This window comes from Mycobacterium sp. SMC-4 (assembly GCF_025263265.1).
In the GTDB taxonomy this organism is placed as follows: domain Bacteria; phylum Actinomycetota; class Actinomycetes; order Mycobacteriales; family Mycobacteriaceae; genus Mycobacterium.
Genome location: NZ_CP079869.1, coordinates 1,476,733 through 1,498,207, shown reverse-complemented (window position 1 = coordinate 1,498,207; position 21,475 = coordinate 1,476,733). Strand labels below are relative to the sequence as shown.

The window sequence follows — 21,475 nt, the reverse complement described above, 5'->3', positions numbered from 1 at the left end:
GTCTGACAACTCGACGCCGGCTGGACCCGACTCCGGCTCGGCTGGCAGCATCGACAGCTGTGACCGACGTGCTGCACACCTACCGCTACGGACCGGCCGGACCGGCCCGGGTGCTGGCCATCCATGGTCTGACCGGCCATGGCAAGCGCTGGGAGACCTTGTTCACCCGGCATCTGCCCGACATCACCACGCTCGCACCGGATCTGCTGGGCCACGGCCGTTCGTCCTGGGATGCCCCGTGGTCCATCGACGCCAACATCGCGGCGCTCTCGGCATTGCTCGACGAGCGGCATCCGGTGGTGGTCGTGGGCCATTCCTTCGGCGGGGCGCTGGCGCTCAACCTCGCTGCCGCCCGTCCGGACCTCGTGTCCGGCCTGGTGCTGCTCGACCCGGCCGTCGCGTTGGACGGGGCCCGCATGCGCGAGATCGCCGACCAGATGTACCGCAGCCCTGACTACACCGACCGGGCCGAAGCGCGTCAGGAGAAGGTCGACGGCTCCTGGGCCGAGGTCGAGGAGACCGAGCTGCAACGCGAACTCGACGAGCACCTCATCGAGCTGCCCAACGGGCGGGTGGGCTGGCGGATCAGCGTTCCGGCGATGCTGTCCTACTGGAGTGAGCTGACCCGGCCCGTGCCGACACCGCGGGACGGCACGGCGACGACACTGGTGCGCGCGGCCCGCGTGCAGCCGCCCTACGCCACCGACCAGCTGCTCACCGCCCTCGATGCCGGACTCGGTCCGAGTCTGACGGTGCTGGAATGGGATTGCGACCACATGGTGCCGCTGGCGCGTCCCGCCGAAACCGCGGCTCTGATCCGCCGGCACCTGGACTGACGTGGCAGCGATCACCGACGAGCAGGTCGAGACGGTGCGGGCGCTGGTCGCCGCGATCCCGCCGGGAAGCGTCGCGACCTATGGGGATATCGCCGCCGCGGCAAGACTGTCCAGCCCCCGCATCGTCGGCTGGATCATGCGCACCGACTCGTCGGATTTGCCGTGGCACCGGGTGCTGCGAGCGACGGGCCAACCGGCGCCGCACCTGCGCAGCGCGCAACTTGAGCGGCTGCGCGCTGAGGGCGTCCTCGCCGACGACGGCCGGGTTGCGTTGTCGCGGTACCGCCACAGCTTCTGACGCCGCGAAAGTGCACTCAGCGTCGCTGCGGGGGCCTCGGCACTACGCTGGAGGCACTTTCGCGGCCCGCGGCTCGCGGCCCGCGGCCCGCGGCTCGCGTTTCGCGTTTCGCGGCAACCTAAACGGCGAGCCGCACCAGCGCGGCGGTGCGGGCCAGACCGGGAAACGCCGCTGAGGTCGACCGTGGGTGAAGGGCGTGCACCGCGAGCCGGAACATCAAGGCGCGCAACAACATCTGCGGCCACTCCGGCAGCGCGTTCCAGCGTTCGATCAGACCGTCGTCGGCCTCACCCCACGACAGCGCGTCGACCACGATCACCCCGGCCGCCCACGCCGGCGGGCGCCAGTAGGGCGTGATGTCGGTGATGCCTGGGGCTGCGGTGCCGGCGAAGAGCACCGTGCCGTACAGGTCACCGTGCACCAACTGACTGGGGCTCTTGGTGGGCCGGCGCAGCGTGGCGAGCTGGTTGATCAGCTCGATCGACTTCTGTCCGTCCGCCGAAGCCGGGGCCACCCGGGCACCCGGCGGCAACGAATGCAGCGGCCGGTCCTCCCAGGCAGCGCGGTCGGCCGCGGTGAACACGTCGACGTCCGACCACGGCGCAACCGGCGGCTGGGTCAGGAATCGGGGTCGTTCGAGTTTGGCGGTGGCCTCGTGCAACCGGACAGCCGCCGAGACCACCTCGTCATGGCGCGGTTCGGGCGTGCCGGCGACATAGGTGTCGGCCCGCCAGCCCGCCACGACGTAGCGGCCGTCGGTGGATCGCACCGGACGGGCCAGCCGCACCCCGTCGACGAACAGCGTCTCGCGCACCTTGGCCGACCAGGCCGCGCGGGCGTGGTCGGGTACCACCGAGAGCACCACCTCACCGCAGCGCCAGCCGCCCTCCCAGGAGGGGCCCAGCGGCACCGGCTGCACCCCGGACAGCCCGAAAGCCGTGAGTACGTGCTCTGGTGGTCGCTCTGCGGTCACCGCCTCAGCGTAAGGGCAACCGGCGGTGACCCCGCGTTAGTACATGACCATGTCGGGTTCGTATTGCTTGGCCCACGCCACGATGCCGCCCTGCAAGTGCAGCGCATCGCTGAATCCGGCCTTCTTCACCACGGCCAGCGCCTCGGCCGACCGGATGCCGGTCTTGCAGTACAGCACCGGAACCCGGTCGTGCGGCAGCTTGGCCAGGCCGTCGCCGGCTTCGATGGCCGATTTCGGGATCAGCTCGGCGCCGTCGATGCGGTTGATGTCCCACTCGACCGACTCCCGAACGTCGATCAGCGCGTACTTCTTGCCGGAGTCCAGCATCTCGCGCAGCTCGCGGGGGGTGACGGTGGCGTCGGCGAGGGCGGCGGCGGCGTCCTCGGACACCACACCGCAGAACGCGTCGTAGTCGATGAGCTCGGTGATCTTCGGTGTGGTCGGATCCTTGCGGATCTTGATGGTCCGGTAGGTCATGTCCAGCGCGTCGTAGACCATCAGCCGGCCCAGCAGCGGCTCGCCGATACCGGTGATGAGTTTGATCGCCTCGGTGCCCATCACCGACGCGATCGACGAGCACAGGATGCCGAGTACGCCGCCCTCGGCGCAGGACGGCACCATGCCCGGAGGCGGTGGCTCGGGATAGAGGTCGCGATAGTTCAGGCCCAGCCCGTCGGGGGCGTCCTCCCAGAATACCGAGACCTGGCCCTCGAACCGGTAGATCGAGCCCCAGACGTAGGGCTTGCCGGCCAGCACGGCCGCGTCGTTGACCAGGTAGCGGGTGGCGAAGTTGTCGGTGCCGTCGAGGATCAGGTCGTACTGCTCGAACAGTTCCACTGCGTTGTCGGGTTCCAGGCGCAACTCGTGCAGGCGCACCTCGACCAGCGGGTTGATCTCGGTGATCGAATCGCGCGCGCTCTGCCCCTTGGGTCGGCCGATGTCGGACTGACCGTGGATGATCTGGCGTTGCAGGTTGGACTCGTCGACCACGTCGAACTCGACGATGCCGATGGTGCCGACACCGGCCGCGGCCAGGTAGAGCAGCGTCGGTGATCCCAGCCCGCCGGCCCCGATCACCAGGACCTTCGCGTTCTTCAGCCGTTTCTGCCCGTCCATGCCCAGGTCGGGAATGATGAGGTGCCGGCTGTAGCGGGCGACCTCTTCGCGGGTGAGTTCAGCCGCTGGCTCGACCAGCGGCGGCAACGGGGATGACACCGAGTTCTCCTTGGTTGGCGATTAGGACCCATCTCAGCAGGTACTGAACACAACAGCAACGAGGGGCCGCTGCTTCCCGTGCCACATCGAACCGAGGTGAGAAAAGTCAGGCGATCGGATACGGCCAGGGGTTGAACCGGCAGGTCTTGCCGTCGGGGACGACGGTGCCCGGATCGAAACGGGCCGCGTCGTCGTTGTTGGTCGAGAAGGTCTGCTGCATCATGATCGGCGCCAGATCGCCCTCGTTGGCGCACTGTTCGTGACGCTGATAGCCGATGGCGTGGCCCACCTCGTGGTTGATCACGTACTGGCGGTACGAGCCGATGTCGCCCTGGAACGGCACCGCGCCGCGGACCCAGCGCGCCTCGTTGATGAAGACACGAGGCTGACCTTGGAAGGCCGGGTTGTAGCAGGAGGCTTCCAGCTGGATGTCGTAGCCGCACCCGTCCCGGATGGTCATCGGGGAGGTCAACGAAACCCGGAAGTCCGGTGGGATACCCGATCCGGCGTCGACCCGGGTGAACGCGAATTGCGGGTTGTGCGTCCAGCTCTTCGGATTGGCCAGCGTCTCGCTGACCATCCGCGCGAAGCCGTCGTCGCCGCCGAAGGTGGTGGTGTCCACACCGTCCTCCACCTCGACGGTGTAGGTGAAGACCTTCGTCGTGCCGTCGCCGACCTGCGGAGCGGTTCCCGGAACGACCCGCCAGGTGCGTTCACCGGCCAGGGTGAACGGACCGCCGTCCGGCAGGATCCCGGTCGGCAGGGTCGCGTCGAATTCGGTCAGTCCGCGCGGCGGCGCGCCGACGATTTCGGTGCCGGCCGCCCCGATGGTCGGCGGCCCCTGCACCGGGCCGTCCCCGTCGGCGACCAGCGGTGGTGCGCTGGCCCCGGTGATGGTCTGGTAGATGACCACCGCGGTCAGCGCCACCAACAAAGGAAGCGCGTAGGCGCGCCAACCGTAGGTCGAGATGAAGCGACCGAGCCAGCTCTGCTTGCGCCACCGTTTGTGCTCGTCACGGTTGGAGCGCGGCCGGCCGGGTTGCTCGGTCAGCGGGTCGCGCAATGCGCGCAGCGGCTCGCGCCACTCGTCGCGCAACACCGGTACGCGACCGTCTTCGCGGCCCTCGGGACCCTGCTGTCCTCCACGCATGCGGGAGTCATAGGTCACCGGACCAGGATGACACAGTGCACCGGCCGCACCGGTTGCGGCGCGCCACCGGCCCGGTCGGCCACGACGGCGGAAAACATGTCCTCACAGGAGAGATCGGCGAACAGTAGTAGTGTCAGTGCGAGTAATTGATGACGCCGGTCGCGCCGGCGGGGACAGTCGAGGTTCTGATGAGCGAACTCGCCAAGACGGCGCAGCGGCGGAGCGGTCAGCCCGCCAACGGCAGCGGCCTGACCGGTGCCGGCGTGGCGCGGCGCGGTAACCGCCTGCCCCGTGACGAGCGCCGAGGGCAGCTTCTGGTAGCTGCCAGCGAGGTTTTCGTCGACCGTGGCTACCATGCCGCCGGCATGGACGAGATCGCCGAGCGCGCAGGTGTCAGCAAACCAGTGCTCTACCAACACTTCTCGTCGAAGGTCGAGCTCTATCTGGCGGTATTGGCACGCCACGTCGACAATCTGGTCTCCGGAGTGCGCCAGGCGCTGCGCACCACCACCGACAATCGCCAGCGGGTACGTGCCGCGGTGGAGGCGTTCTTCGACTTCATCGAACACGACGGTCAGGGCTACCGGCTGATCTTCGAGAACGATTACGTGACCGAGCCGCAGGTGGCCGCGCAGGTCAAGGTGGCCACCGAGTCGTGCACCGACGCGGTGTTCGACCTGATCAGCCACGACTCCGGCCTGGAACCGCACCGCGCGCGGATGATCGCGGTCGGTCTGGTCAGCATCAGCGTCGACTCGGCGCGCTACTGGCTCAACAACGACCGCCCCATCGACAAGGACGACGCCGTCGAAGGCACCGTCGCGTTCATCTGGGGCGGGTTGTCACACGTGCCGCTGACCCGGTCCTGAGACCGGGTTCGGTGCACCGGGCTCAGTCGGCCGCTTTGGCGGCGTCGAGTCCGACGCCGAACCCGACTCGGCGCGCTTCGGCCGGTCCGATTTCGACGTAGGCGATCTTCGCGTTGGGCACCAGGAAGCGGCGGCCCTTCTCGTCGGTCAGGGCCAGCACACCGGTGCCGGCGTCCAGAGCATCGGTGACCAACTTCTCCACCTCGGCCGGTGTCTGCGCGCTGTTGAGCACCAGTTCGCGTGGGCTGTCGGTGACACCGATCTTGACCTCCACTGAAAACCCACCTTCCGTTCGTTGTCGGCACTTCTATCCCAGCAGGCTAGTGGACGTCGACCGGGTGCCGCCGCGCCGCCACCTCAGCTGTCGGCGAACGCCGGGCCGGCCGCGATGCGGGGGCGACCGAACTGAGTCCCGACCGTGACCGCGACCGACGCGCGCCAGCCTCATCTGTCACTTCTGTCTCGATAGCATCAGGCCTGCAACCGGAAGCAACGACTGGGACAGCAGGATGAACAGGCCATACACCGCATATTCGCCGTACTCGTTGACACCGACCGAGCGCCTCCGCAGTGCGGGTGGCGGAACCGGCTACGCAGACGGGGACGGCTATGACGTTGATGGCTACACCGACCTGGACACCGACGCACTTCCGCCGTTCGACAGCTCCTATGAGCCCTACGACCCGGACGACACCGCCGAGGACTACGACGAGTACCTCGACGAGGCGCGGGTGGACCGGCGCTGGATGTGGATCGGCGGGATAGCCGGGGCGATCCTGTTTGTCGCCGTGATCGTCGTCAGCATGATGCTCAGCGGTAGTGACAGCGGGTCGGTGTCGGCGACGGTGGTTTCCGAGTCACCGAGCGCGGCCGCACCGACCCCCTCGCGTGCCCCCAGCCCCGCACCCGGTATCGCGGCTCCGCCGTCACAGCAGCTGCCCGCCGAGACCGTCACCACCGTCACCCCGACCCCCGAGGCCGCTGCGCCGCCGGCGCCCACCGCGGTGCTGCCGCCACCCCAGGCCGCTCCCCCGCCCCCGGCCGCCGCGCCCGGCACGGTCACCTACCGCGTCACTGGAGACCGGGCGCTGCTCGACCTGGTGACGATCATCTACACCGACCAGCAGGGCGCGTTGCAGACCGAACTCAATGTCGCATTGCCGTGGTCGAAAACCGTGGTGCTCGATCCCGGCGTGACCCTCAGCTCGGTGACGGCCACCAGCGTCCGGGGCAAGCTGAACTGCAGCATCACCGACGCCAACGGCTCGCTGATCGCCGCTCAGAACTCCAACTCGATGATCACCAACTGCACCCGGTAGCGCTCAGGCCAGGCCCAGCTCCTCGATCCGGCTGTTGTGGGTCTGCTGCAGCCGGTCGAAGAAGTCCGTCATCTGCGACAGCCCGCCACCGGACATCACCAGATCGACCAGCTCGTCGTGGTCGGCCAACACAAACTGGGCCTGGGTGATCGCCTCGCCCAACAAACGGCGCGACCACAGCGCCAGCCGGTGGCGCTGCCGATCGCTGGCCGTGACGGCAGATCGGACCTCGGCGACGACGAACTGCGAGTGCCCGGTCTCCGAGAGCACCGACCGCACCACGTCGGCGGCCTCGGCAGGCATCGATCCGGCGATCTCCAGGTAGAAATCGGCCGCCATCGCGTCGCCGATATAGGTCTTGACCAACGCTTCCAGCCACGTACTCGGCGTCGTGAGCCGGTGGTAGCTCTCCAGCGCCGACGCGTAGCGCGTCATGGCCGGGACGACGTCGACTCCACGGCGTTCCAGCGCGTCGCGCAGCAGCTCGTAGTGGTTCATCTCGGCCGCCGCCATGCTGGCCATGTTGATGCGTCCGCGCAGGTTGGGGGCCATCCGAGCCTCGTCGGTCAACCGGTAGAACGCGGCCACCTCGCCGTAGGCCAGCAGCGCGAACAGCTCGTTGATCCCTGGATGCTCGGAGGTGATCGGCGAGGCTGGTGCGGAGACTTCCGATTCCCCGGGGGCCGGCGCTGACGGCGGCGAACTCGGCGTCGAAGTCATGGTGCAACTCTAGACTCCCGGGCCTGCAGCAGCCGCCGCGTGCGGGCTTTGGCGGCACGACCCGTTACCATGGACAACGGTGTCGGCACACGTCGGCAGATCACAGACCAGGTCACGTCGACAAGTTCGTGTCGCAGACACCTTGGCAATGTGCGTGCACATGTGAGTTTCCGGTGGCCCGCCCCCTCAGCGCAGGGCCCGGCGAAGTTCTCTTTCACAACTCGTGCGCGCGTGACAACGCATGAGGATCGAACAGTGAAAGGCTTCGTCTACTCAGCATGACTCCCGTTACTCCGCATACCACTCCGTCCTTCGCCGAACTCGGCGTCCGAGAGGAAATCGTCCGCGCGCTCGCCGAGTACGGCATCGAACACGCCTTCGCGATCCAGGAGCTGACCCTGCCCCTGGCGCTGGCCGGCGACGACCTCATTGGGCAGGCCCGTACCGGCATGGGCAAGACCTACGCATTCGGCGTCCCGCTGCTGCATCGCATCAGCACCGACTCCGACCGTCCGCTATCCGGCATTCCGCGGGCGCTGATCGTCGTCCCGACCCGCGAACTGTGCATCCAGGTGCACGGCGACCTGGTCGCGGCGTCGAAATACCTGACCGCCGACGAGACCCGCAAGCTGACCGTGACCGCCATCTACGGTGGACGGCCCTACGAGCCGCAGATCGAGGCCCTACAGAAGGGCGTCGACGTTGTCGTGGGCACCCCGGGCCGGTTGCTCGACCTGGCCCAGCAGGGCCACCTGCAGCTCGGTGGGCTCTCCACGCTGGTCCTCGACGAGGCCGACGAGATGCTCGACCTGGGCTTCCTGCCCGACATCGAGCGGATCCTCAAGCAGATTCCGGCGCAGCGTCAGGCGATGCTGTTCTCGGCGACCATGCCGGACCCGATCATCACGCTGGCCCGCACGTTCATGAACCAGCCCACCCACATCCGCGCCGAGGCGCCGCACTCGTCGGCCACCCACGACAGCACCGAGCAGTTCGCCTATCGCGCGCACGCGCTCGACAAGGTCGAGATGGTCGCGCGCATCCTGCAGGCCGAGGGCCGCGGCGCGACGATGATCTTCACCCGCACCAAGCGCACCGCCCAGAAGGTCGCCGACGAGCTCGGTGAGCGTGGCTTCAAGGTCGGCGCGGTGCACGGCGATCTGGGCCAGGGCGCACGCGAGAAGGCGCTCAAGGCGTTCCGTACCGGTGAGGTCGACGTGCTGGTCGCCACCGATGTGGCCGCCCGCGGTATCGACATCGACGACATCACCCACGTCATCAATTTCCAGATCCCCGAGGACGAGCAGTCCTACGTGCACCGCATCGGGCGCACCGGCCGCGCCGGCAAGACCGGCATCGCGGTCACGCTGGTGGACTGGGACGAGTTGCCCCGTTGGTCGATGATCGACAAGGCGCTGGGCCTGGACACGCCCGACCCCGCCGAGACGTACTCCAGTTCGCCGCACCTCTACGACGAGTTGAAGATCCCGACCGACGCCGGCGGTTCGATCGGCAAGCCGAAGCGCACGGCCGACAAGCCTGCGCGCGAGCCCCGTGCTCCCCGCGAGCGCAGCGAACGGCCCACCCGCGACCGCACCCGCCGGCGCACCCGGGGCGGCAAGCAGGTCGACGGGCATCCCGACGGTCCGGATGCCGCCACGCCGGCCGATTCCGACAGCGGCAGCGACAACATCAGCGAGAACGGCCAGGCAGCCGAGGCGCGCTCGGGGTCGGGTCGCCGTCGTCGGCGCCGCCGCCCCAACAAGACCGCCACGCCCGCCCAGAGCAGCTAGGACGTTCCGGCGCGCGATGGTCAGACCCGAACGCCGCACCCGGGCGGACCTGGTGGCGGCAGCGACGATCGTTGCGGTCGTCACGCTGGTCGCGGCCCTGGTCTGGTGGCACAGCGACGCACGCGCGACCATCAGCACCCCCGCCGCCGCTCCGGTGGCTCCTCTGGAGCCCGCGGCGACAGTTCCCGACGTTCTGACCGAGCGCTGGAGCGCGCCCAGCCCGAAGACCAGCCAGCCGCTGGTGGTGGCCGGGGCGGTGGTCACCGGTGACCGACAGACTGTGCAGGGACGCGATCCGGGCACCGGGGACCCGCTGTGGTCCTACGCCCGTGACCGCGACCTGTGCGGAGTGAGCTGGGTGTACGACTACGCGGTGGCGGTGTATCCGGACAGCCGCGGGTGCGGGCAGGTGAGCACCGTCGACGCCGAGACCGGGATGCGCGGACCGGCCCGCAGCAGCTACGCCGACCGGGAGGTCCGCCTGTCGGCCGAAGGCACGACGGTGCTCTCGGCAGGCCCGACCCGGCTGGAGGTATGGCGCTCGGACATGGTGCGCATGCTCAGCTACGGCGCACTCGATGCGCCGATCAAGCCCGACGTACCGGCCACCCCGCTGTGCCGGCTGGTCTCGGCGGCCGCGAGTTCGTCGGCGGTCTCGGTGCTGGAAGCCTGCGGGAATCAGGCCGATCTGCGCTTGACGTTGCTGCGCCCCTCCGACGAGGAAGACGTCCCGGAGGTCCAGTACGTCCAGCAGAACGGGGTCCCCGAGGGCAGCGGGGCCCGCGTGGTGGCGGTTGCCGGGACGACGACGGCGGTGTACGTGGCCACCCCGGCGCCCCGGGTCGACATCGTCGACGACGCCGGTATCACGATCGCCAGCACGGTGGTGACCTCGCCGGCGGTGCCCGAGGCCACCGTCTCCCGGGTCGGTGACCTGATCACCTGGTGGACCGGTGACACTCTGATGGTCTTCTCCGCCAACGATCTTCAGTACAAGTACACCGTCGCTGCGGCCGGCGACAACGCCCCGATCGGGCCGGCGACCATCATGGCCGGCCGGTTGATGGTGCCGGTCACCGGCGGCTACGACGTGTTCGACCCGGTGACCGGCGCGGGTGACCGCCACATCCCGATGCAGCGAGCCCCGGTGGACGGGCCCGTGGTGCCCGCGGTGGCCGGGTCGATGCTGCTCGAACAGCGCGGCGGCGAGATCGTCGCGCTGGGCTGAGGTGGCTGCTCAGATCTCCGGGGAGAAGGTGGCCAGCGGTTTGCCGCTCTTCCAGTACTTGAGCAGCGCGGCGGCCAGCTCGCGGTAGGCGATCGCACCCTTGTTCTTGCGCCCGGTCAGCACCGACGAACCCGACGCGCTGGCCTCGGCGAACCGGATGGTGCGCGGGATCGGTGGCGAGAGCACCGGCAGGTCGTAGCGGTCGGCGACGTCGAGCACGACGTCGCGGCTGTGCGTGGTCCGCGCGTCGTAGAGCGTGGGTAACGCGCCCAGCAGCTTGAGGTCCGGGTTGGTGATCGCTTGGACGTCGGAGACGGTGCGCAGGAACTGTCCCACGCCGCGGTGGGCCAGCGTCTCGCACTGCAGCGGCACGATGGCCTCATCGGCAGCGGTCAGGCCGTTGAGTGTGAGCACCCCCAGCGACGGCGGGCAGTCGATGATCACCACGTCGTAGCCGTCGCTGATCTTGGCCAGCGCGCGTTTGAGGGCGTGCTCGCGGCCGGCGCGCATCAGCAGCATGGCTTCGGCGCCGGCCAGATCGATGTTGGCCGGCAGCAGTGTCATGCCCTCCGGGGTGTCGACCAGCGCGACACCGGGTTCGACCTCGCCGAGCAGTACCTCGTGCACCGAAACCGGCAGCTTGTCGGGATCCTGGCCCAGCGAGAACGTCAACGAGCCCTGCGGATCCAGGTCCACGAGCAAGACCCGCTTGCCCAGCTGCGCCATCGCCGCACCGAGCGACGCCACCGTCGTCGTTTTGGCGACCCCACCCTTTTGATTGGCGACCGCAAGTACTCGCGTCACACCGACCAGTGTGTCATGCGCAGTCAAAACCGGTGCCCGCTGCGGACCGCGCCGCGCAGGGCCGGTTGCCGGTGCGGCACAATCGACGGGTGTGGGCCTCCTGCAGCACCGGCTGATTCTGCTTCGCCACGGCGAGACGGAGTGGTCGATGACCGGCCAGCACACCAGTCACACCGAATTGGACCTGACCGAGCGGGGCGCCCGGCAGGCCGCGGCCGCGGCCGCGACGCTGGCGGCGCTGCAACTACGCGACCCGTTCGTCGTCAGCAGCCCCCGCCACCGCGCCCGGCGCACCGCCGAACTGGCCGGCCTGGCCGTCGACGAGGTCAATCCGCTGATCAGCGAGTGGGACTACGGGGACTACGAGGGCACCACCACCGTCGAGATCCGCCAGACGGTTCCGAATTGGCTGGTGTGGACGCACGGATGCCCCGGCGGGGAGACCTCGGCGCAGGTATGTGAGCGTGCCGACCAGGCCATCGTGATGGCGCTGGGGCACATGGCCACGCGCGACGTGGTGTTCGTCGGGCACGGGCACTTCTCCCGGGCGGTGATCACCCGGTGGATCGAGCAGCCTGTCTACGAGGGCATCCGTTTCGCGATGCCGGCAGCCTCGATCGCGGTGTGCGCGTTCGAGCACGGCGTTCGTCAGCTCACCGCGCAGGGGCTGACCGGCCATCCGGACTCGACGTGACCCGCGAACCGTCGTTCGTCTTCGCCGGCCCGGACGGCGTGGTGGTCGGCGAAGGGGTCCACACCACCTTTGCGCGCATCGCCGACGCACGGGCCGCACTGGCCTCACACAGCACCCCGATCGTCATGGGCGCGTTGCCCTTTGACCTCTCGGCACCAGCCGCGCTGATCCGCCCGCAGAGCGTGCAGTTCGCCGATGCGCTGCCGGATTGGCCGCTGCGGGAGTTGCCCACGGTGCGGGTGGTCGGCATGTCACCTGATGCCGAGGAGCACCGCCGGCGGGTGGCAGTAGCGGTCGAACGGCTGTCCGACCCGGCCCGAGGTCTGCAGAAGGTGGTGCTGGCCCGGGCCCTGCAGTTGAGCGCCGACGCACCGATCGACGCCCGCACGGTGTTGCACCGCCTCCACGGCGCCGACGCCGAGGCGACCAAGTATCTGGTCGACCTGTCGGGCGCCGGCGAGGGTTACTCCGGCACGGCCATGGTGGGGGCCAGCCCGGAGTTATTGGTGGCCCGCCGCGGCCAGCGGGTGTGGTGCCGCCCGTTCGCCGGTTCGGCACCCCGCTCCCCCGATTCGGATGTCGACCAGGAAAACGGTGCGGCGCTGGCTGATTCGGCGAAGAACCGGCACGAGCACCAGGTGGTGGTCGACGCGCTGCGGTCGGCGCTGGAGCCGTTGTGCACCGACCTTGTTGTCGCGCCGCAGCCCGAACTCAGCAGAACCGCCGCGGTGTGGCACCTGTCGACACCGATTTCGGCCACGTTGCGCCAAAGATCAACCACTGCATTGGATTTGGCGCTGGCGCTGCACCCCACCCCGGCTGTGGGCGGGACGCCTACCGAACGCGCGGTGGCGATGATCGCCGAGATGGAGGGCAACCGCGGGTTCTACGCCGGCGCGGTGGGATGGTGTGACCAGCGCGGTGACGGCCGCTGGGTGGTGACGATCCGGGGTGCGCAACTTTCCGCCGACCGGCGCAGCGCCCTCGCGCATTCCGGCGGCGGGTATCGTGGCCGAATCCGACCCGGACGAGGAAGTCACCGAAACCACCACGAAATTCACGACGATTCTGTCGGCGTTGGGAGTCAGCAGTGAGTGAGACCATTCGCGTTGCGCGGCCCGGCGACGAAGCCGAGCTCACCGCCGTCATTCACGAGCTCGCCGAGTTCGAGCGCGCCGCGCACGAGTGCACCGTGACCGAAAACCAGTTGCGCGAAGCACTTTTCGGCCCCGAGCCGGCGGTGTTCGGTCATGTGGTCGAGGTGGACGGTCAGATCGCGGCGGGCGCCTTGTGGTTCCGCAACTTCTCGACGTGGGACGGGGTGGCCGGCATCTACCTGGAGGACCTGTTCGTGCGCCCGGCGTTCCGCAGGCGCGGGCTGGCCCGGCGGCTGCTCGCGACCCTGGCCCAGGAATGTGTGCAGCGCGGCTACACCCGCCTGAGCTGGGCGGTGTTGAACTGGAACGTCGATGCCATCGCGCTCTACGACAGCGTCGGCGGGGCTGCGCAGGACGAGTGGACCACCTACCGGGTGTCCGGGCCGCGGCTGGCCGAACTGGCCGCCGAGTCGTCCTCCGGTCCGGGCTGAGTCAGCCAATGCACCGCTGAGCGGCTGAACAGCAGCCCCAGCACGGTGACCGCCACCGCCGCCACCAGGATGGCGTAGGACAGCCGGCCCGAGCTGAACACATACCAGGCCACCCCGAGCAGGCACAGGTTGGCGAACACGGCGATGCCGCGTCCCCATCGGCGTCCGGTCCACAACGCCCAACCGGCCGCGAGCACCGCCGAACCCACGATCACGAACCATCCCGCGGTGCCGTACCCGCTGATCGCCTCCTCGTGGTGTCCGGCCGCCTCCCGCACGATCAGCACGCCGGCCACCACCAGGGCCAGCAGGCCCTGCAGGGCGGCGATGGAACCGGCGATACGCACCGCGGGAGGCATCAGCGTCCCAGCCGGTCGGCGAAGAACTGCACGGCGAACTCGTAACCCAGCGGTCCGGCGCCGGCGATGACCACCTCGGCCACTGCCGAGATGTAGGAGTGGTGGCGGAACTGCTCGCGGGCCGCGATGTTGCTCAGGTGTACTTCGGCCACCGGCAGCGCCACCGAGCGCAACGCGTCGGCGAGGGCGATCGAGGTGTGACTGTAGGCGGCGGGGTTGATCACGATGCCCACACAGTCGGTGCGCGCGGCCTGGATCGCGTCGACCAGCGCGCCCTCGTGGTTGCTCTGCACCGCCCGCACGTCGAAGCCCAGCTCGGCGGCCACCTCGCGCACCCGCGCCTCGATCTCGGGGAGCGTTGTCGTTCCGTACACCTCGGGCTGACGGGTACCCAGGAGGTTCAAGTTCGGCCCGTTGACGAGAAGCAGTCGACGTTCGGTCACCGTTGTACGGTACCGGCGCTTCCGGCGGGCCGGTTAGGCTCAAGCCCCGTGCGTGCCGTGCTGATCGTCAACCCGAATGCGACATCGACGACGCCGGCCGGCCGTGACCTGCTGGCCCATGCGTTGGAGAGCCGGGTGTCGCTGACCGTCGCGCACACCGATCACCGCGGTCACGCCGTCGAACTGGCCCGCGAGGCCACCCGCACCGGAGTCGACGTGCTGATCGTGCATGGCGGCGACGGCACGGTCAACGAGGTCGTCAACGGCATCCTCGGTGAATGTGGCCCCACCGGCGCGGGCCCGGCGGTCGGCGTGGTGCCGGGCGGCTCGGCCAACGTGTTCGCCCGCGCGCTGGGCATCAGTCCCGATCCGATCGAGGCCACCAACCAACTCGTGGACCTGCTCAGCGACTACCGGCGCACCCGCACCTGGCGGCGCATCGGACTGATGGACTGCGGCGAGCGCTGGGGGGTGTTCACCGCCGGGATGGGTGTCGACGGTGACGTGGTGGCCGCGGTGGAGGCACAACGCGCCCGCGGCCGCAAAGTCACCGCGGCGCGCTACATCCGTGTCGCGATCCGCGAGGTGCTGGCCAGTGTGCGCAAGGAGCCGACGCTGACGCTGCGCCTGCCCGGCCGCGAGCCGGTGGCCGGCGTGCACTTTGCGTTCGTGTCGAACTCCAGCCCGTGGACCTACGCCAACGCCCGACCGGTGTGGACCAACCCGGACACCACGTTCGAGACCGGGCTCGGTGTTTTCGCCACCACCAGCATGAATGTCTGGGCCAACTTGGGGCTGGTGCGTCAGATGCTCTCGCGCAAACCCAAGATCACAGCCAAGCATCTGGTGCGCGACGACGATGTGGCGTGGGTGACGGTGACGAGCACCACGCCGGTGTCCTGCCAGATCGACGGGGATTACCTCGGTGAGCGCGAAACCATGCACTTCGTCGCGGTGCCGGACGCGCTCGCTGTCATCGCACCGCCGCCAAGCGAACCAAAAAACAGGCTCTGATCTGCGCAAACGCCAAATGCAAGCTATCTCACAGCGAGGTTTTTGGGCGCAGGTGGGTTTATCGTAGTACAACGGGGTTATGGGTCCGGTAACGGACCACCGTAGTGAGATAGCCCACGTGTTAACGAACTTCTATTGACATCCGTTGAGCCTGTGAAAGCATCGGATGCAACAGCGCAGAAACATTCTGTGCGCTCGCGTTAACAGCCGAAGTAAATCTCGTGCGCCCTGCTGCGCATATGAAAGGAAGTCACACTCATGGATTGGCGCCACAAGGCCGTCTGTCGCGACGAGGACCCGGAGCTGTTCTTCCCGGTCGGGAACAGCGGACCGGCGCTCGCCCAGATCGCTGACGCAAAGCTGGTATGCACCCGTTGTCCCGTCACCGCCGAGTGCTTGAGCTGGGCTTTGGAGTCCGGCCAGGATGCCGGTGTGTGGGGCGGGATGAGCGAGGACGAGCGTCGCGCGCTCAAGCGCCGCAATGCTCGGACGAAGGCCCGTACCGGGGTCTAGATCGCGTCCTCGCGCTTGACTCGCGCTGTTTACGGCCCCGACGCAAGTCGGGGCCGTAACTATGTCGCGACAATTCGGTGGCATTTGCACCATTTGCAGCCAATGGTCACCACCTGACCAATCGGTCGGACAAACGGCCATTTCTCAGTATTGGCTGACCCGAGGACGTCGCCCGATCGGCACCCTCAGCACCGCGTCGGTGCCGCCGGAGGCGCCCTCGTGCACACCGAGCGAGCCGTCGAGTTCGGCTGACACCAGGGTCCGGACGATCTGCAAGCCGAGGCGGTCGGACTTCTCCAGACTGAATCCGTCGGGCAGACCGCGGCCGTCGTCGTGGACCACGACGTCGAGCCAGCGGGCGGAACGTTCGGCGCGGATCGTGACACAGCCCTGGCTGGTGGTGGCGTCGAAGGCGTGCTCCATCGCGTTCTGCACCAGTTCGGTGATCACCATGATCAGCGCGGTCGCGCGGTCGGCGTCGAGCACGCCGAGCTCGCCGACGCGGTTGATGCGGATCGGTGCATCGACGATGGCGACGTCGTTCATGATCGGCAGGATGCGGTCCACCACCGCGTCGAGGTTGACTTCCTCGTCGACTGACATCGACAGCGCATCGTGGACCAGCGCGATCGAGGACACCCGGCGTACCGACTCGATCAGTGCCTCCCGGCCTTCCGGGTTGGTGGTGCGTCGGGCCTGCAATCTGAGCAGCGCGGCCACCGTCTGCAGGTTGTTCTTGACGCGGTGATGGATCTCGCGGATCGTCGCGTCCTTGGACAGCAGCGCTCGATCCCGGCGTTTGACCTCGGTGACGTCGCGGATCAGCACCGCGGCGCCCACCGGGGCACCGTGCACCACCAGCGGCAACGTGCGCACCAGCACGGCCGCACCGTTGGCGTCGACTTCCATCCGCATGCTCGACCCGCCGGTCAGCGATTCCCGGACATGGTTGGCCAGCTCCTGGGCCTCGAACGGGTCCGAGATCAGCGGGCGGGTGATCGCGACCAGGTTGTGGCCTTCCAGTTCTGCGGTCAAACCCATCCGGTGGTAGGCCGAGAGCGCGTTGGGGCTGGCAAAGACCACCACGCCGGATTCGTCGAGGCGGATGAAGCCGTCCCCGACGCGCGGGCTGGAGCGCGACATCGCCAGGTCGCCGACGTTGGGGAAGGTGCCCTCCGAGAGCATGTGCAGCAGGTCCCCGGCACAGTCGACGTAGGCCGCTTCCAGTGGGCTGGCCTGGCGCGGCGCCAGTGAGGTCTGGTGGGTCAGGACCGCGACGACGGTGTTCTCGTGGCGCACCGGGACGGCCTCGACGTTGAGACCCGGGGCGCCGTCGTGGCCGTCGACGGTGACGCGTCCGATGGCCCCGGATCGGAACGCGTCGGTCACGATCGGGAGGTCTTCGGGCTCGGCGGTGCTGCCCACCGCGTCGGTGAGCAGCACGGTGTGGGCGGTGTTGGGCCGCACCTGTGCCACGCACACCAGCATCTCGTCGTCGCGACGCACCCACATCAGGTAGTCGGCGAACGACAGATCGGCCAGCAGTTGCCACTCTCCGACCACCGCATGCAAGTGGTCGACGGCGTTGCCGGGCAGCACGGTGTGTTCGGCGAGCAGGTCACCGAGGGTCGACATGACGAAACTGGCTGCTGGGTGGGATGGGTGGCCGGGGCAGCTGGCTAGCTGATGACGGCGATCAGGTCGCCGGCCTGGATCACGTCACCGACGGCCACACTGACCTTGCTGACGGTCCCGGCGACCTCGGCGAGCACCGGGATCTCCATCTTCATCGACTCGAGCAGCACCAGGGTGTCGCCTTCACCGATCTGATCGCCCTCGTTAACCACGACCTCGAGCACACTGGCCACGATTTCCGCGCGAACGTCCTCGGCCATCTTCACCCCACTCCCTTACGGCTGGTGCCTGTCGCGTCTATCGAACCACAACGGCTGTCGCCGGTCCTGCAAGGCCGCTGGCGGGCGGAGAAGTGTTGTCGGCAGGCCGTGCGACAATGGGACGCAACCGACCCGCCGCTCGCGGGCTCACACCCACCGACCTGTTGGAGGTTCATCATGGCCAAGCGTGGCCGTAAGAAGCGCGACCGCAAGCACTCGAAGGCCAATCACGGCAAGCGGCCCAACGCCGGCTCGAAGTCGGTAGGTCGCTAGGCGCCAGCGCTGCGGCTCCCGTCCTGGGGTCGCAGCGGGGCTGGTCAGCCGCGGATGATCGTGGTGCGACTGATTTCGATGCGCAGCCGCTGCCGCAAGCTGTCCGGGGCACGTTCGCCACTGCATTTGGCGGCAATGAGTCGCTTGACGCGTTCCTCGACGCCGTAGTGGCGTAGGCACGTCGGGCATTCCTCGAGGTGCTGGCGCAGTTTGTCGCGGGTCTCCGCGGTGCACTCGCCGTCGAGCAGCGTCCACACTTCGGCGATCACCGCCGCGCACTCGGGGTGCTCGGGGTCGACCGGCCCCACTGGCGGCCGCCATCGCTCCTCGGCCTCAGCCTGCTCTGCGGAGAATTCTTTCTCGCTCATGACGTGACCCCTTCGGCTGCGTCGACCTGCTCACCGCGCAGGAACCCGCGGTCACGGGCTACCTCGCTCAACAACTCACGCAGTTGGCGTCTGCCGCGGTGCAGCCGCGACATCACCGTCCCAATCGGTGTGTCCATGATTTCGGCGATCTCCTTGTACGGGAAGCCTTCGACGTCGGCGTAGTACACCGCCATCCGGAAGTCCTCGGGCAGCGCCTGCAGAGCTTCCTTGATCTCGCTGTCCGGCAGCAGCTCCAGCGCCTCGACCTCGGCGGAACGCAGTCCGGTCGACGTGTGTTCGGCGTTGGCCGCCAGCTGCCAGTCGGTGATCTCCTCGGTCGGATACTCCGCGGGCTGACGCTGCTTCTTGCGGTAGCTGTTGATGTAGGTGTTGGTCAGGATCCGGTACAGCCAGGCTTTGAGGTTGGTGCCCTCGCGGAACGAGCGGAACCCGGCGTAGGCCTTCACCATCGTTTCCTGCAGCAGGTCCTCGGCGTCGGCGGGGTTACGTGTCATCCGCATGGCGCCGCCGTAGAGCTGGTCGAGCAGCGGGATCGCATCGCGTTCGAACCGGGCAGTCAGCTCGGCGTCGGTCTCCTCGCGCGCCGGTCTGGTGTGTCCGTCGAGGTCTTTCCCGTCGAGGGTGGCCTCTGTGGCCAACCCGTCGGTGTCGGTCATCGTGGGGAACACCGTCCCTTCTGTCGTGGCGCCACCGAAGAGGCCCGGTAGTACGACCGGGACCTCGGGGTCCTTCAAGGCCAACGTTGGCACCAGCTATCCCCTTCCGCCGATCCTAGAGGCTGCCCGTGACAAGCCCCAGATAATCTGCTCGGCCCACACGCATCGTCGGTGCGCGCCACCGGGGACAACACCACCCGCCGGGGCCGTTGTTCCCGCGTACGGGCTTAGTCTGTGCCGGTGGCTCGCTCGGCGACTCCGGCAATCGCCGCCCTGGTGGCCGCCGGGGCGCCGCACAGCGTGCTGCAGTATCGCCACGATTCGCGCAGCGCGTCGTTCGGCGCCGAAGCCGTCGACGAACTGGCCCGCGACGGTGTGGCCGCCGACCAGATCTTCAAGACACTCGTCGTGTCGCTGCCCACCGGCCTGGGGGTGGCGGTGCTGCCGGTGTCGGCGAAGTTGTCCCTCAAAGCGGCTGCGGCGGCCCTGGGTGCCCCACGAGCGACGATGGCCGACCCGACGTCCGCTCAGCGCGCGACCGGGTACGTGGTGGGCGGTATCTCTCCGCTGGGCCAGCGCAGAGCCCTGCCCACGGTGCTGGACGCCTCGGCGCTGCAGTGGGACCGGGTGTGGTGCAGCGCCGGCAAGCGCGGGCTGGAGGTAGGGCTGGATCCGCATGATCTGGTGCGGTTGACCAACGCAGCCGTCGCCGACATCCGGGCGATCTAGGCTGGCCCCATGTCGCTAGCGGGAAAAACCATGTTCATCTCCGGAGCCAGCCGCGGTATCGGGTTGGCGATCGCCAAGCGTGTCGCCGCTGACGGGGCGAATGTCGCGCTGGTCGCCAAGACCGCCGAACCGCATCCCAAGCTGCCCGGCACCGTCTACACCGCGGCCAAGGAGATCGAGGAGGTCGGCGGGCAGGCCTTGCCGATCGTCGGCGACATCCGAGACGGAGACTCGGTCACCGAGGCCGTGGCCAGGGCCGTCGAACAGTTCGGCGGTATCGACATCTGCGTCAACAACGCCTCGGCGATCAACCTGGGTTCGATCGAGGACGTGCCGCTCAAGCGGTTCGATCTGATGAACGGCATCCAGGTGCGCGGCACCTACGCGGTGTCGCAGGCCTGCATCCCACATATGAAGGGCCGCGACAATGCGCACATCTTGACGCTCTCGCCGCCGATCCTGCTGGAATCCAAGTGGCTGCGCCCCACCCCGTACATGATGGCGAAGTTCGGGATGACGTTGTGCGCGTTGGGTATCGCCGAAGAGATGCGCGATGCGGGTATCGCGTCGAACACGCTGTGGCCGCGCACCATGGTGGCCACCGCGGCGGTGCAGAACCTGCTCGGCGGCGACGAGTCGATGGCCCGATCGCGCAAACCCGAGGTGTACTCCGATGCGGCGTACGCCGTGCTGACCAAACCCTCGACGTTCACCGGCAACACGTTGCTGTGCGAGGACGTGCTGCTGGAGTCCGGCGTCACCGACCTGTCGGTGTACGACTGTGTGCCCGGCGCCGAGCTCGGTGTGGACTTCTGGGTCGAGGGCGCCAACCCGCCCGGCTACACCGGCCCGTGATTCCCACGAAAGTGCTCTCACGGTAGTCGCCGCCCCCTGTCTGACTACGGAGACCGCACTTTCGCGGGCAGTTGGCCTAACCTCAGCGCATGACAATCTGGTCGTCTGGACGCTACGACGCGGTCGGGGACCGGATCGCCCCGATCGGCGAAGAGGTCGTCCACGCGGCCGAACGCCTGCATTCCCTGCGTGACGCCGCGGTGGTCGACCTCGCCTGCGGAACGGGCAGCGCCGCGCTGGCCGCAGCCGCGCGGGGCGCTCGGGTCACCGGGGTGGACTACACCCCCGAACTGCTCGCCATCGCTGAACAGCGCAGCGGCGCCGAATCCGTCACCTGGCGCGTCGGCGACGCCTCCGACACCGGTCTGCCGGCTGCGGGTTTCGATGCCGCGGTCTCGAACATGGGCATCATCTTCGTCGACCCCGCCGCCCAGGTCACCGAGCTGGCCCGGGTCCTCAAACCCACTGGTGTCCTTGCGTTTTCGGCCTGGGTCCGGGACAGCAGCAACCCGCTGTTCGATCCGGTGGTCACCGTGCTGGGGCCACCGGCATCGTCGGGCTTCTCCCCCGATCAGTGGGGCGACGCCGACATGCTGACCGCTCGCTTGGCTCCGCATTTCGACGAGATCGACCTCCAGAGTGGTAGACACCGGTGGGAGTTCGCGTCGATGGACGCGGCGCTGCATTTCCTGCGCGCGGAGTCACCGGTGCACGTGGAGACCTTCCGCCGGGTCGAATCCGCCGTGCAGGACACGCTGGCCGGGGAGTTCGAGAAAGCGCTGCAGCCGCACGTCGAGCCCACCGGGGCGGTGGTTTTCACCGCACCCTATGTGGTGGTCACCGCGAAACTGCGCGAATGAAC

Annotated in this window: 26 protein-coding genes and 1 pseudogene; 15 read left to right on the top strand and 12 right to left on the bottom strand. The window is 68.4% G+C overall.

The window, feature by feature from the left end; genetic code table 11:
- The first annotated feature begins 59 nt into the window (after positions 1 to 59).
- Complete coding sequence (locus KXD98_RS07160; RefSeq protein ID WP_260762793.1) at positions 60 to 836, top strand: alpha/beta fold hydrolase; 777 nt, start codon at positions 60 to 62, stop codon at positions 834 to 836.
- A gap of 1 nt (position 837) precedes the next feature.
- A complete protein-coding gene (locus KXD98_RS07155; RefSeq protein WP_260762791.1) occupies positions 838 to 1,134 on the top strand; it encodes an MGMT family protein in 297 nt (98 codons plus the stop codon).
- 118 nt (positions 1,135 to 1,252) lie between these two features.
- Here the strand turns inward: KXD98_RS07155 and KXD98_RS07150 are convergent, their stop codons facing one another.
- The 3 genes from KXD98_RS07150 to KXD98_RS07140 form a co-directional block, all read right to left on the bottom strand.
- Complete coding sequence (locus KXD98_RS07150) at positions 1,253 to 2,107, bottom strand: TIGR02569 family protein (protein ID WP_260762789.1); 855 nt, start codon at positions 2,105 to 2,107, stop codon at positions 1,253 to 1,255.
- 36 nt (positions 2,108 to 2,143) lie between these two features.
- A complete protein-coding gene (gene moeZ / locus KXD98_RS07145) occupies positions 2,144 to 3,322 on the bottom strand; it encodes an adenylyltransferase/sulfurtransferase MoeZ (RefSeq protein ID WP_260762788.1) in 1,179 nt (392 codons plus the stop codon).
- 106 nt (positions 3,323 to 3,428) lie between these two features.
- Positions 3,429 to 4,472 carry a DUF3152 domain-containing protein gene (locus tag KXD98_RS07140; RefSeq protein ID WP_260765042.1) on the bottom strand — a complete coding sequence of 348 codons (1,044 nt, stop codon included), beginning with the start codon at positions 4,470 to 4,472 and terminating at the stop codon, positions 3,429 to 3,431.
- 188 nt (positions 4,473 to 4,660) lie between these two features.
- Here KXD98_RS07140 and KXD98_RS07135 point away from each other — a divergent pair, with 188 nt between their 5' ends.
- Positions 4,661 to 5,341: a TetR/AcrR family transcriptional regulator gene (locus KXD98_RS07135; RefSeq protein WP_260762786.1), complete on the top strand. Its 681-nt coding sequence runs from the start codon at positions 4,661 to 4,663 to the stop codon at positions 5,339 to 5,341.
- A 22-nt stretch (positions 5,342 to 5,363) separates the two neighbouring features.
- Here KXD98_RS07135 and KXD98_RS07130 read toward each other — a convergent pair whose 3' ends face one another.
- The gene (locus tag KXD98_RS07130; RefSeq protein WP_260762785.1) at positions 5,364 to 5,615 is read right to left on the bottom strand and encodes a DUF3107 domain-containing protein; all 252 of its coding nucleotides are present in this window, start codon (positions 5,613 to 5,615) and stop codon (positions 5,364 to 5,366) included.
- A gap of 235 nt (positions 5,616 to 5,850) precedes the next feature.
- Here KXD98_RS07130 and KXD98_RS07125 point away from each other — a divergent pair, with 235 nt between their 5' ends.
- Entirely contained in the window at positions 5,851 to 6,660 is an 810-nt protein-coding gene (locus KXD98_RS07125; RefSeq protein ID WP_260762783.1) for a hypothetical protein, read from the top strand.
- A gap of 3 nt (positions 6,661 to 6,663) precedes the next feature.
- Here KXD98_RS07125 and KXD98_RS07120 read toward each other — a convergent pair whose 3' ends face one another.
- Positions 6,664 to 7,380, bottom strand: coding sequence for a ferritin-like domain-containing protein (locus KXD98_RS07120; protein ID WP_260762782.1), 717 nt, complete (start codon positions 7,378 to 7,380; stop codon positions 6,664 to 6,666).
- 278 nt (positions 7,381 to 7,658) lie between these two features.
- Between KXD98_RS07120 and KXD98_RS07115 the strand changes: the two genes are divergently transcribed.
- Complete coding sequence (locus KXD98_RS07115; RefSeq protein WP_260762779.1) at positions 7,659 to 9,173, top strand: DEAD/DEAH box helicase; 1,515 nt, start codon at positions 7,659 to 7,661, stop codon at positions 9,171 to 9,173.
- Positions 9,174 to 9,189: 16 nt separating this feature from the next.
- Positions 9,190 to 10,401, top strand: coding sequence for a hypothetical protein (locus tag KXD98_RS07110; protein WP_260762777.1), 1,212 nt, complete (start codon positions 9,190 to 9,192; stop codon positions 10,399 to 10,401).
- 9 nt (positions 10,402 to 10,410) lie between these two features.
- On the opposite strand, the gene KXD98_RS07105 is transcribed toward KXD98_RS07110, so the two are convergent.
- Positions 10,411 to 11,205, bottom strand: a complete 795-nt coding sequence (locus KXD98_RS07105) for a ParA family protein (protein ID WP_396882627.1) — start codon at positions 11,203 to 11,205, stop codon at positions 10,411 to 10,413.
- A gap of 91 nt (positions 11,206 to 11,296) precedes the next feature.
- Between KXD98_RS07105 and KXD98_RS07100 the strand changes: the two genes are divergently transcribed.
- The 3 genes and pseudogenes from KXD98_RS07100 to KXD98_RS07090 all read left to right on the top strand — a co-directional run bounded on the left by KXD98_RS07100 (position 11,297) and on the right by KXD98_RS07090 (position 13,487).
- The gene (locus tag KXD98_RS07100) at positions 11,297 to 11,899 is read left to right on the top strand and encodes an acid phosphatase (RefSeq protein WP_260762776.1); all 603 of its coding nucleotides are present in this window, start codon (positions 11,297 to 11,299) and stop codon (positions 11,897 to 11,899) included.
- Positions 11,896 to 12,997: pseudogene (locus KXD98_RS07095) on the top strand (isochorismate synthase MenF). Before KXD98_RS07100 ends, KXD98_RS07095 begins: the two are co-directional and overlap by 4 nt.
- Positions 12,990 to 13,487 carry a GNAT family N-acetyltransferase gene (locus KXD98_RS07090; RefSeq protein WP_260762775.1) on the top strand — a complete coding sequence of 166 codons (498 nt, stop codon included), beginning with the start codon at positions 12,990 to 12,992 and terminating at the stop codon, positions 13,485 to 13,487. The pseudogene KXD98_RS07095 and the gene KXD98_RS07090 overlap by 8 nt, the downstream one beginning before the upstream one ends.
- Here KXD98_RS07090 and KXD98_RS07085 read toward each other — a convergent pair.
- Complete coding sequence (locus KXD98_RS07085; RefSeq protein WP_260762773.1) at positions 13,424 to 13,846, bottom strand: hypothetical protein; 423 nt, start codon at positions 13,844 to 13,846, stop codon at positions 13,424 to 13,426. The two genes, KXD98_RS07090 and KXD98_RS07085, sit on opposite strands and share 64 nt — an antisense overlap.
- Entirely contained in the window at positions 13,846 to 14,289 is a 444-nt protein-coding gene (gene aroQ / locus KXD98_RS07080) for a type II 3-dehydroquinate dehydratase (RefSeq protein ID WP_260762771.1), read from the bottom strand. Before aroQ ends, KXD98_RS07085 begins: the two co-directional genes overlap by 1 nt.
- 48 nt (positions 14,290 to 14,337) lie before the next feature.
- Between aroQ and KXD98_RS07075 the strand changes: the two genes are divergently transcribed.
- On the top strand, positions 14,338 to 15,303 hold the full coding sequence (locus KXD98_RS07075) for a diacylglycerol kinase family protein (RefSeq protein ID WP_260762769.1): 966 nt from the start codon (positions 14,338 to 14,340) through the stop codon (positions 15,301 to 15,303).
- A 258-nt stretch (positions 15,304 to 15,561) separates the two neighbouring features.
- On the top strand, positions 15,562 to 15,816 hold the full coding sequence (gene whiB1 / locus KXD98_RS07070; protein WP_260762767.1) for a transcriptional regulator WhiB1: 255 nt from the start codon (positions 15,562 to 15,564) through the stop codon (positions 15,814 to 15,816).
- A gap of 144 nt (positions 15,817 to 15,960) precedes the next feature.
- Here the strand turns inward: whiB1 and KXD98_RS07065 are convergent, their stop codons facing one another.
- Entirely contained in the window at positions 15,961 to 17,451 is a 1,491-nt protein-coding gene (locus tag KXD98_RS07065) for a sensor histidine kinase (RefSeq protein ID WP_260762764.1), read from the bottom strand.
- A gap of 44 nt (positions 17,452 to 17,495) precedes the next feature.
- Positions 17,496 to 17,711 (bottom strand): biotin/lipoyl-binding carrier protein, encoded by a 216-nt coding sequence (locus KXD98_RS07060; protein WP_260762762.1) that lies wholly within the window; start codon positions 17,709 to 17,711, stop codon positions 17,496 to 17,498.
- A gap of 177 nt (positions 17,712 to 17,888) precedes the next feature.
- On the opposite strand from KXD98_RS07060, the gene KXD98_RS28500 reads away from it, so the two are divergent.
- Positions 17,889 to 17,984, top strand: a complete 96-nt coding sequence (locus KXD98_RS28500; protein WP_006245863.1) for a 50S ribosomal protein bL37 — start codon at positions 17,889 to 17,891, stop codon at positions 17,982 to 17,984.
- A gap of 44 nt (positions 17,985 to 18,028) precedes the next feature.
- On the opposite strand, the gene rsrA is transcribed toward KXD98_RS28500, so the two are convergent.
- Both rsrA and KXD98_RS07050 read right to left on the bottom strand, forming a co-directional pair.
- Positions 18,029 to 18,352: a mycothiol system anti-sigma-R factor gene (gene rsrA, locus KXD98_RS07055; protein ID WP_260762760.1), complete on the bottom strand. Its 324-nt coding sequence runs from the start codon at positions 18,350 to 18,352 to the stop codon at positions 18,029 to 18,031.
- The gene (locus tag KXD98_RS07050) at positions 18,349 to 19,029 is read right to left on the bottom strand and encodes a sigma-70 family RNA polymerase sigma factor (protein WP_396883127.1); all 681 of its coding nucleotides are present in this window, start codon (positions 19,027 to 19,029) and stop codon (positions 18,349 to 18,351) included. Before KXD98_RS07050 ends, rsrA begins: the two co-directional genes overlap by 4 nt.
- Positions 19,030 to 19,269: 240 nt before the next feature.
- On the opposite strand from KXD98_RS07050, the gene KXD98_RS07045 reads away from it, so the two are divergent.
- From KXD98_RS07045 to KXD98_RS07035, 3 genes are all read left to right on the top strand, one after another.
- A complete protein-coding gene (locus KXD98_RS07045) occupies positions 19,270 to 19,758 on the top strand; it encodes an aminoacyl-tRNA deacylase (protein WP_260762759.1) in 489 nt (162 codons plus the stop codon).
- Between the two features lie 9 nt (positions 19,759 to 19,767).
- Positions 19,768 to 20,613 (top strand): NAD(P)-dependent oxidoreductase, encoded by an 846-nt coding sequence (locus tag KXD98_RS07040; RefSeq protein WP_260762758.1) that lies wholly within the window; start codon positions 19,768 to 19,770, stop codon positions 20,611 to 20,613.
- An 89-nt stretch (positions 20,614 to 20,702) separates the two neighbouring features.
- A complete protein-coding gene (locus tag KXD98_RS07035; protein WP_260762757.1) occupies positions 20,703 to 21,473 on the top strand; it encodes a class I SAM-dependent methyltransferase in 771 nt (256 codons plus the stop codon).
- Positions 21,474 to 21,475: the final 2 nt, after the last annotated feature.

Excerpts from the sequence above, each read along its gene's own strand:
- KXD98_RS07140 (WP_260765042.1), bottom strand. The coding sequence starts at position 4,472 with ATGCGTGGAGGACAGCAGGGTCCCGAGGGCCGCGAAGACGGTCGCGTA.
- KXD98_RS07135 (WP_260762786.1), top strand. The coding sequence starts at position 4,661 with ATGAGCGAACTCGCCAAGACGGCGCAGCGGCGGAGCGGTCAGCCCGCC.
- KXD98_RS07125 (WP_260762783.1), top strand. The coding sequence starts at position 5,851 with ATGAACAGGCCATACACCGCATATTCGCCGTACTCGTTGACACCGACC.
- KXD98_RS07120 (WP_260762782.1), bottom strand. The coding sequence starts at position 7,380 with ATGACTTCGACGCCGAGTTCGCCGCCGTCAGCGCCGGCCCCCGGGGAA.
- KXD98_RS07115 (WP_260762779.1), top strand. The coding sequence starts at position 7,659 with ATGACTCCCGTTACTCCGCATACCACTCCGTCCTTCGCCGAACTCGGC.
- KXD98_RS07110 (WP_260762777.1), top strand. The coding sequence starts at position 9,190 with ATGGTCAGACCCGAACGCCGCACCCGGGCGGACCTGGTGGCGGCAGCG.
- KXD98_RS07085 (WP_260762773.1), bottom strand. The coding sequence starts at position 13,846 with ATGCCTCCCGCGGTGCGTATCGCCGGTTCCATCGCCGCCCTGCAGGGC.
- whiB1 (WP_260762767.1), top strand. The coding sequence starts at position 15,562 with ATGGATTGGCGCCACAAGGCCGTCTGTCGCGACGAGGACCCGGAGCTG.
- KXD98_RS07065 (WP_260762764.1), bottom strand. The coding sequence starts at position 17,451 with ATGTCGACCCTCGGTGACCTGCTCGCCGAACACACCGTGCTGCCCGGC.
- KXD98_RS07060 (WP_260762762.1), bottom strand. The coding sequence starts at position 17,711 with ATGGCCGAGGACGTTCGCGCGGAAATCGTGGCCAGTGTGCTCGAGGTC.
- KXD98_RS28500 (WP_006245863.1), top strand. The coding sequence starts at position 17,889 with ATGGCCAAGCGTGGCCGTAAGAAGCGCGACCGCAAGCACTCGAAGGCC.
- rsrA (WP_260762760.1), bottom strand. The coding sequence starts at position 18,352 with ATGAGCGAGAAAGAATTCTCCGCAGAGCAGGCTGAGGCCGAGGAGCGA.
- KXD98_RS07050 (WP_396883127.1), bottom strand. The coding sequence starts at position 19,029 with ATGACCGACACCGACGGGTTGGCCACAGAGGCCACCCTCGACGGGAAA.
- KXD98_RS07040 (WP_260762758.1), top strand. The coding sequence starts at position 19,768 with ATGTCGCTAGCGGGAAAAACCATGTTCATCTCCGGAGCCAGCCGCGGT.
- KXD98_RS07035 (WP_260762757.1), top strand. The coding sequence starts at position 20,703 with ATGACAATCTGGTCGTCTGGACGCTACGACGCGGTCGGGGACCGGATC.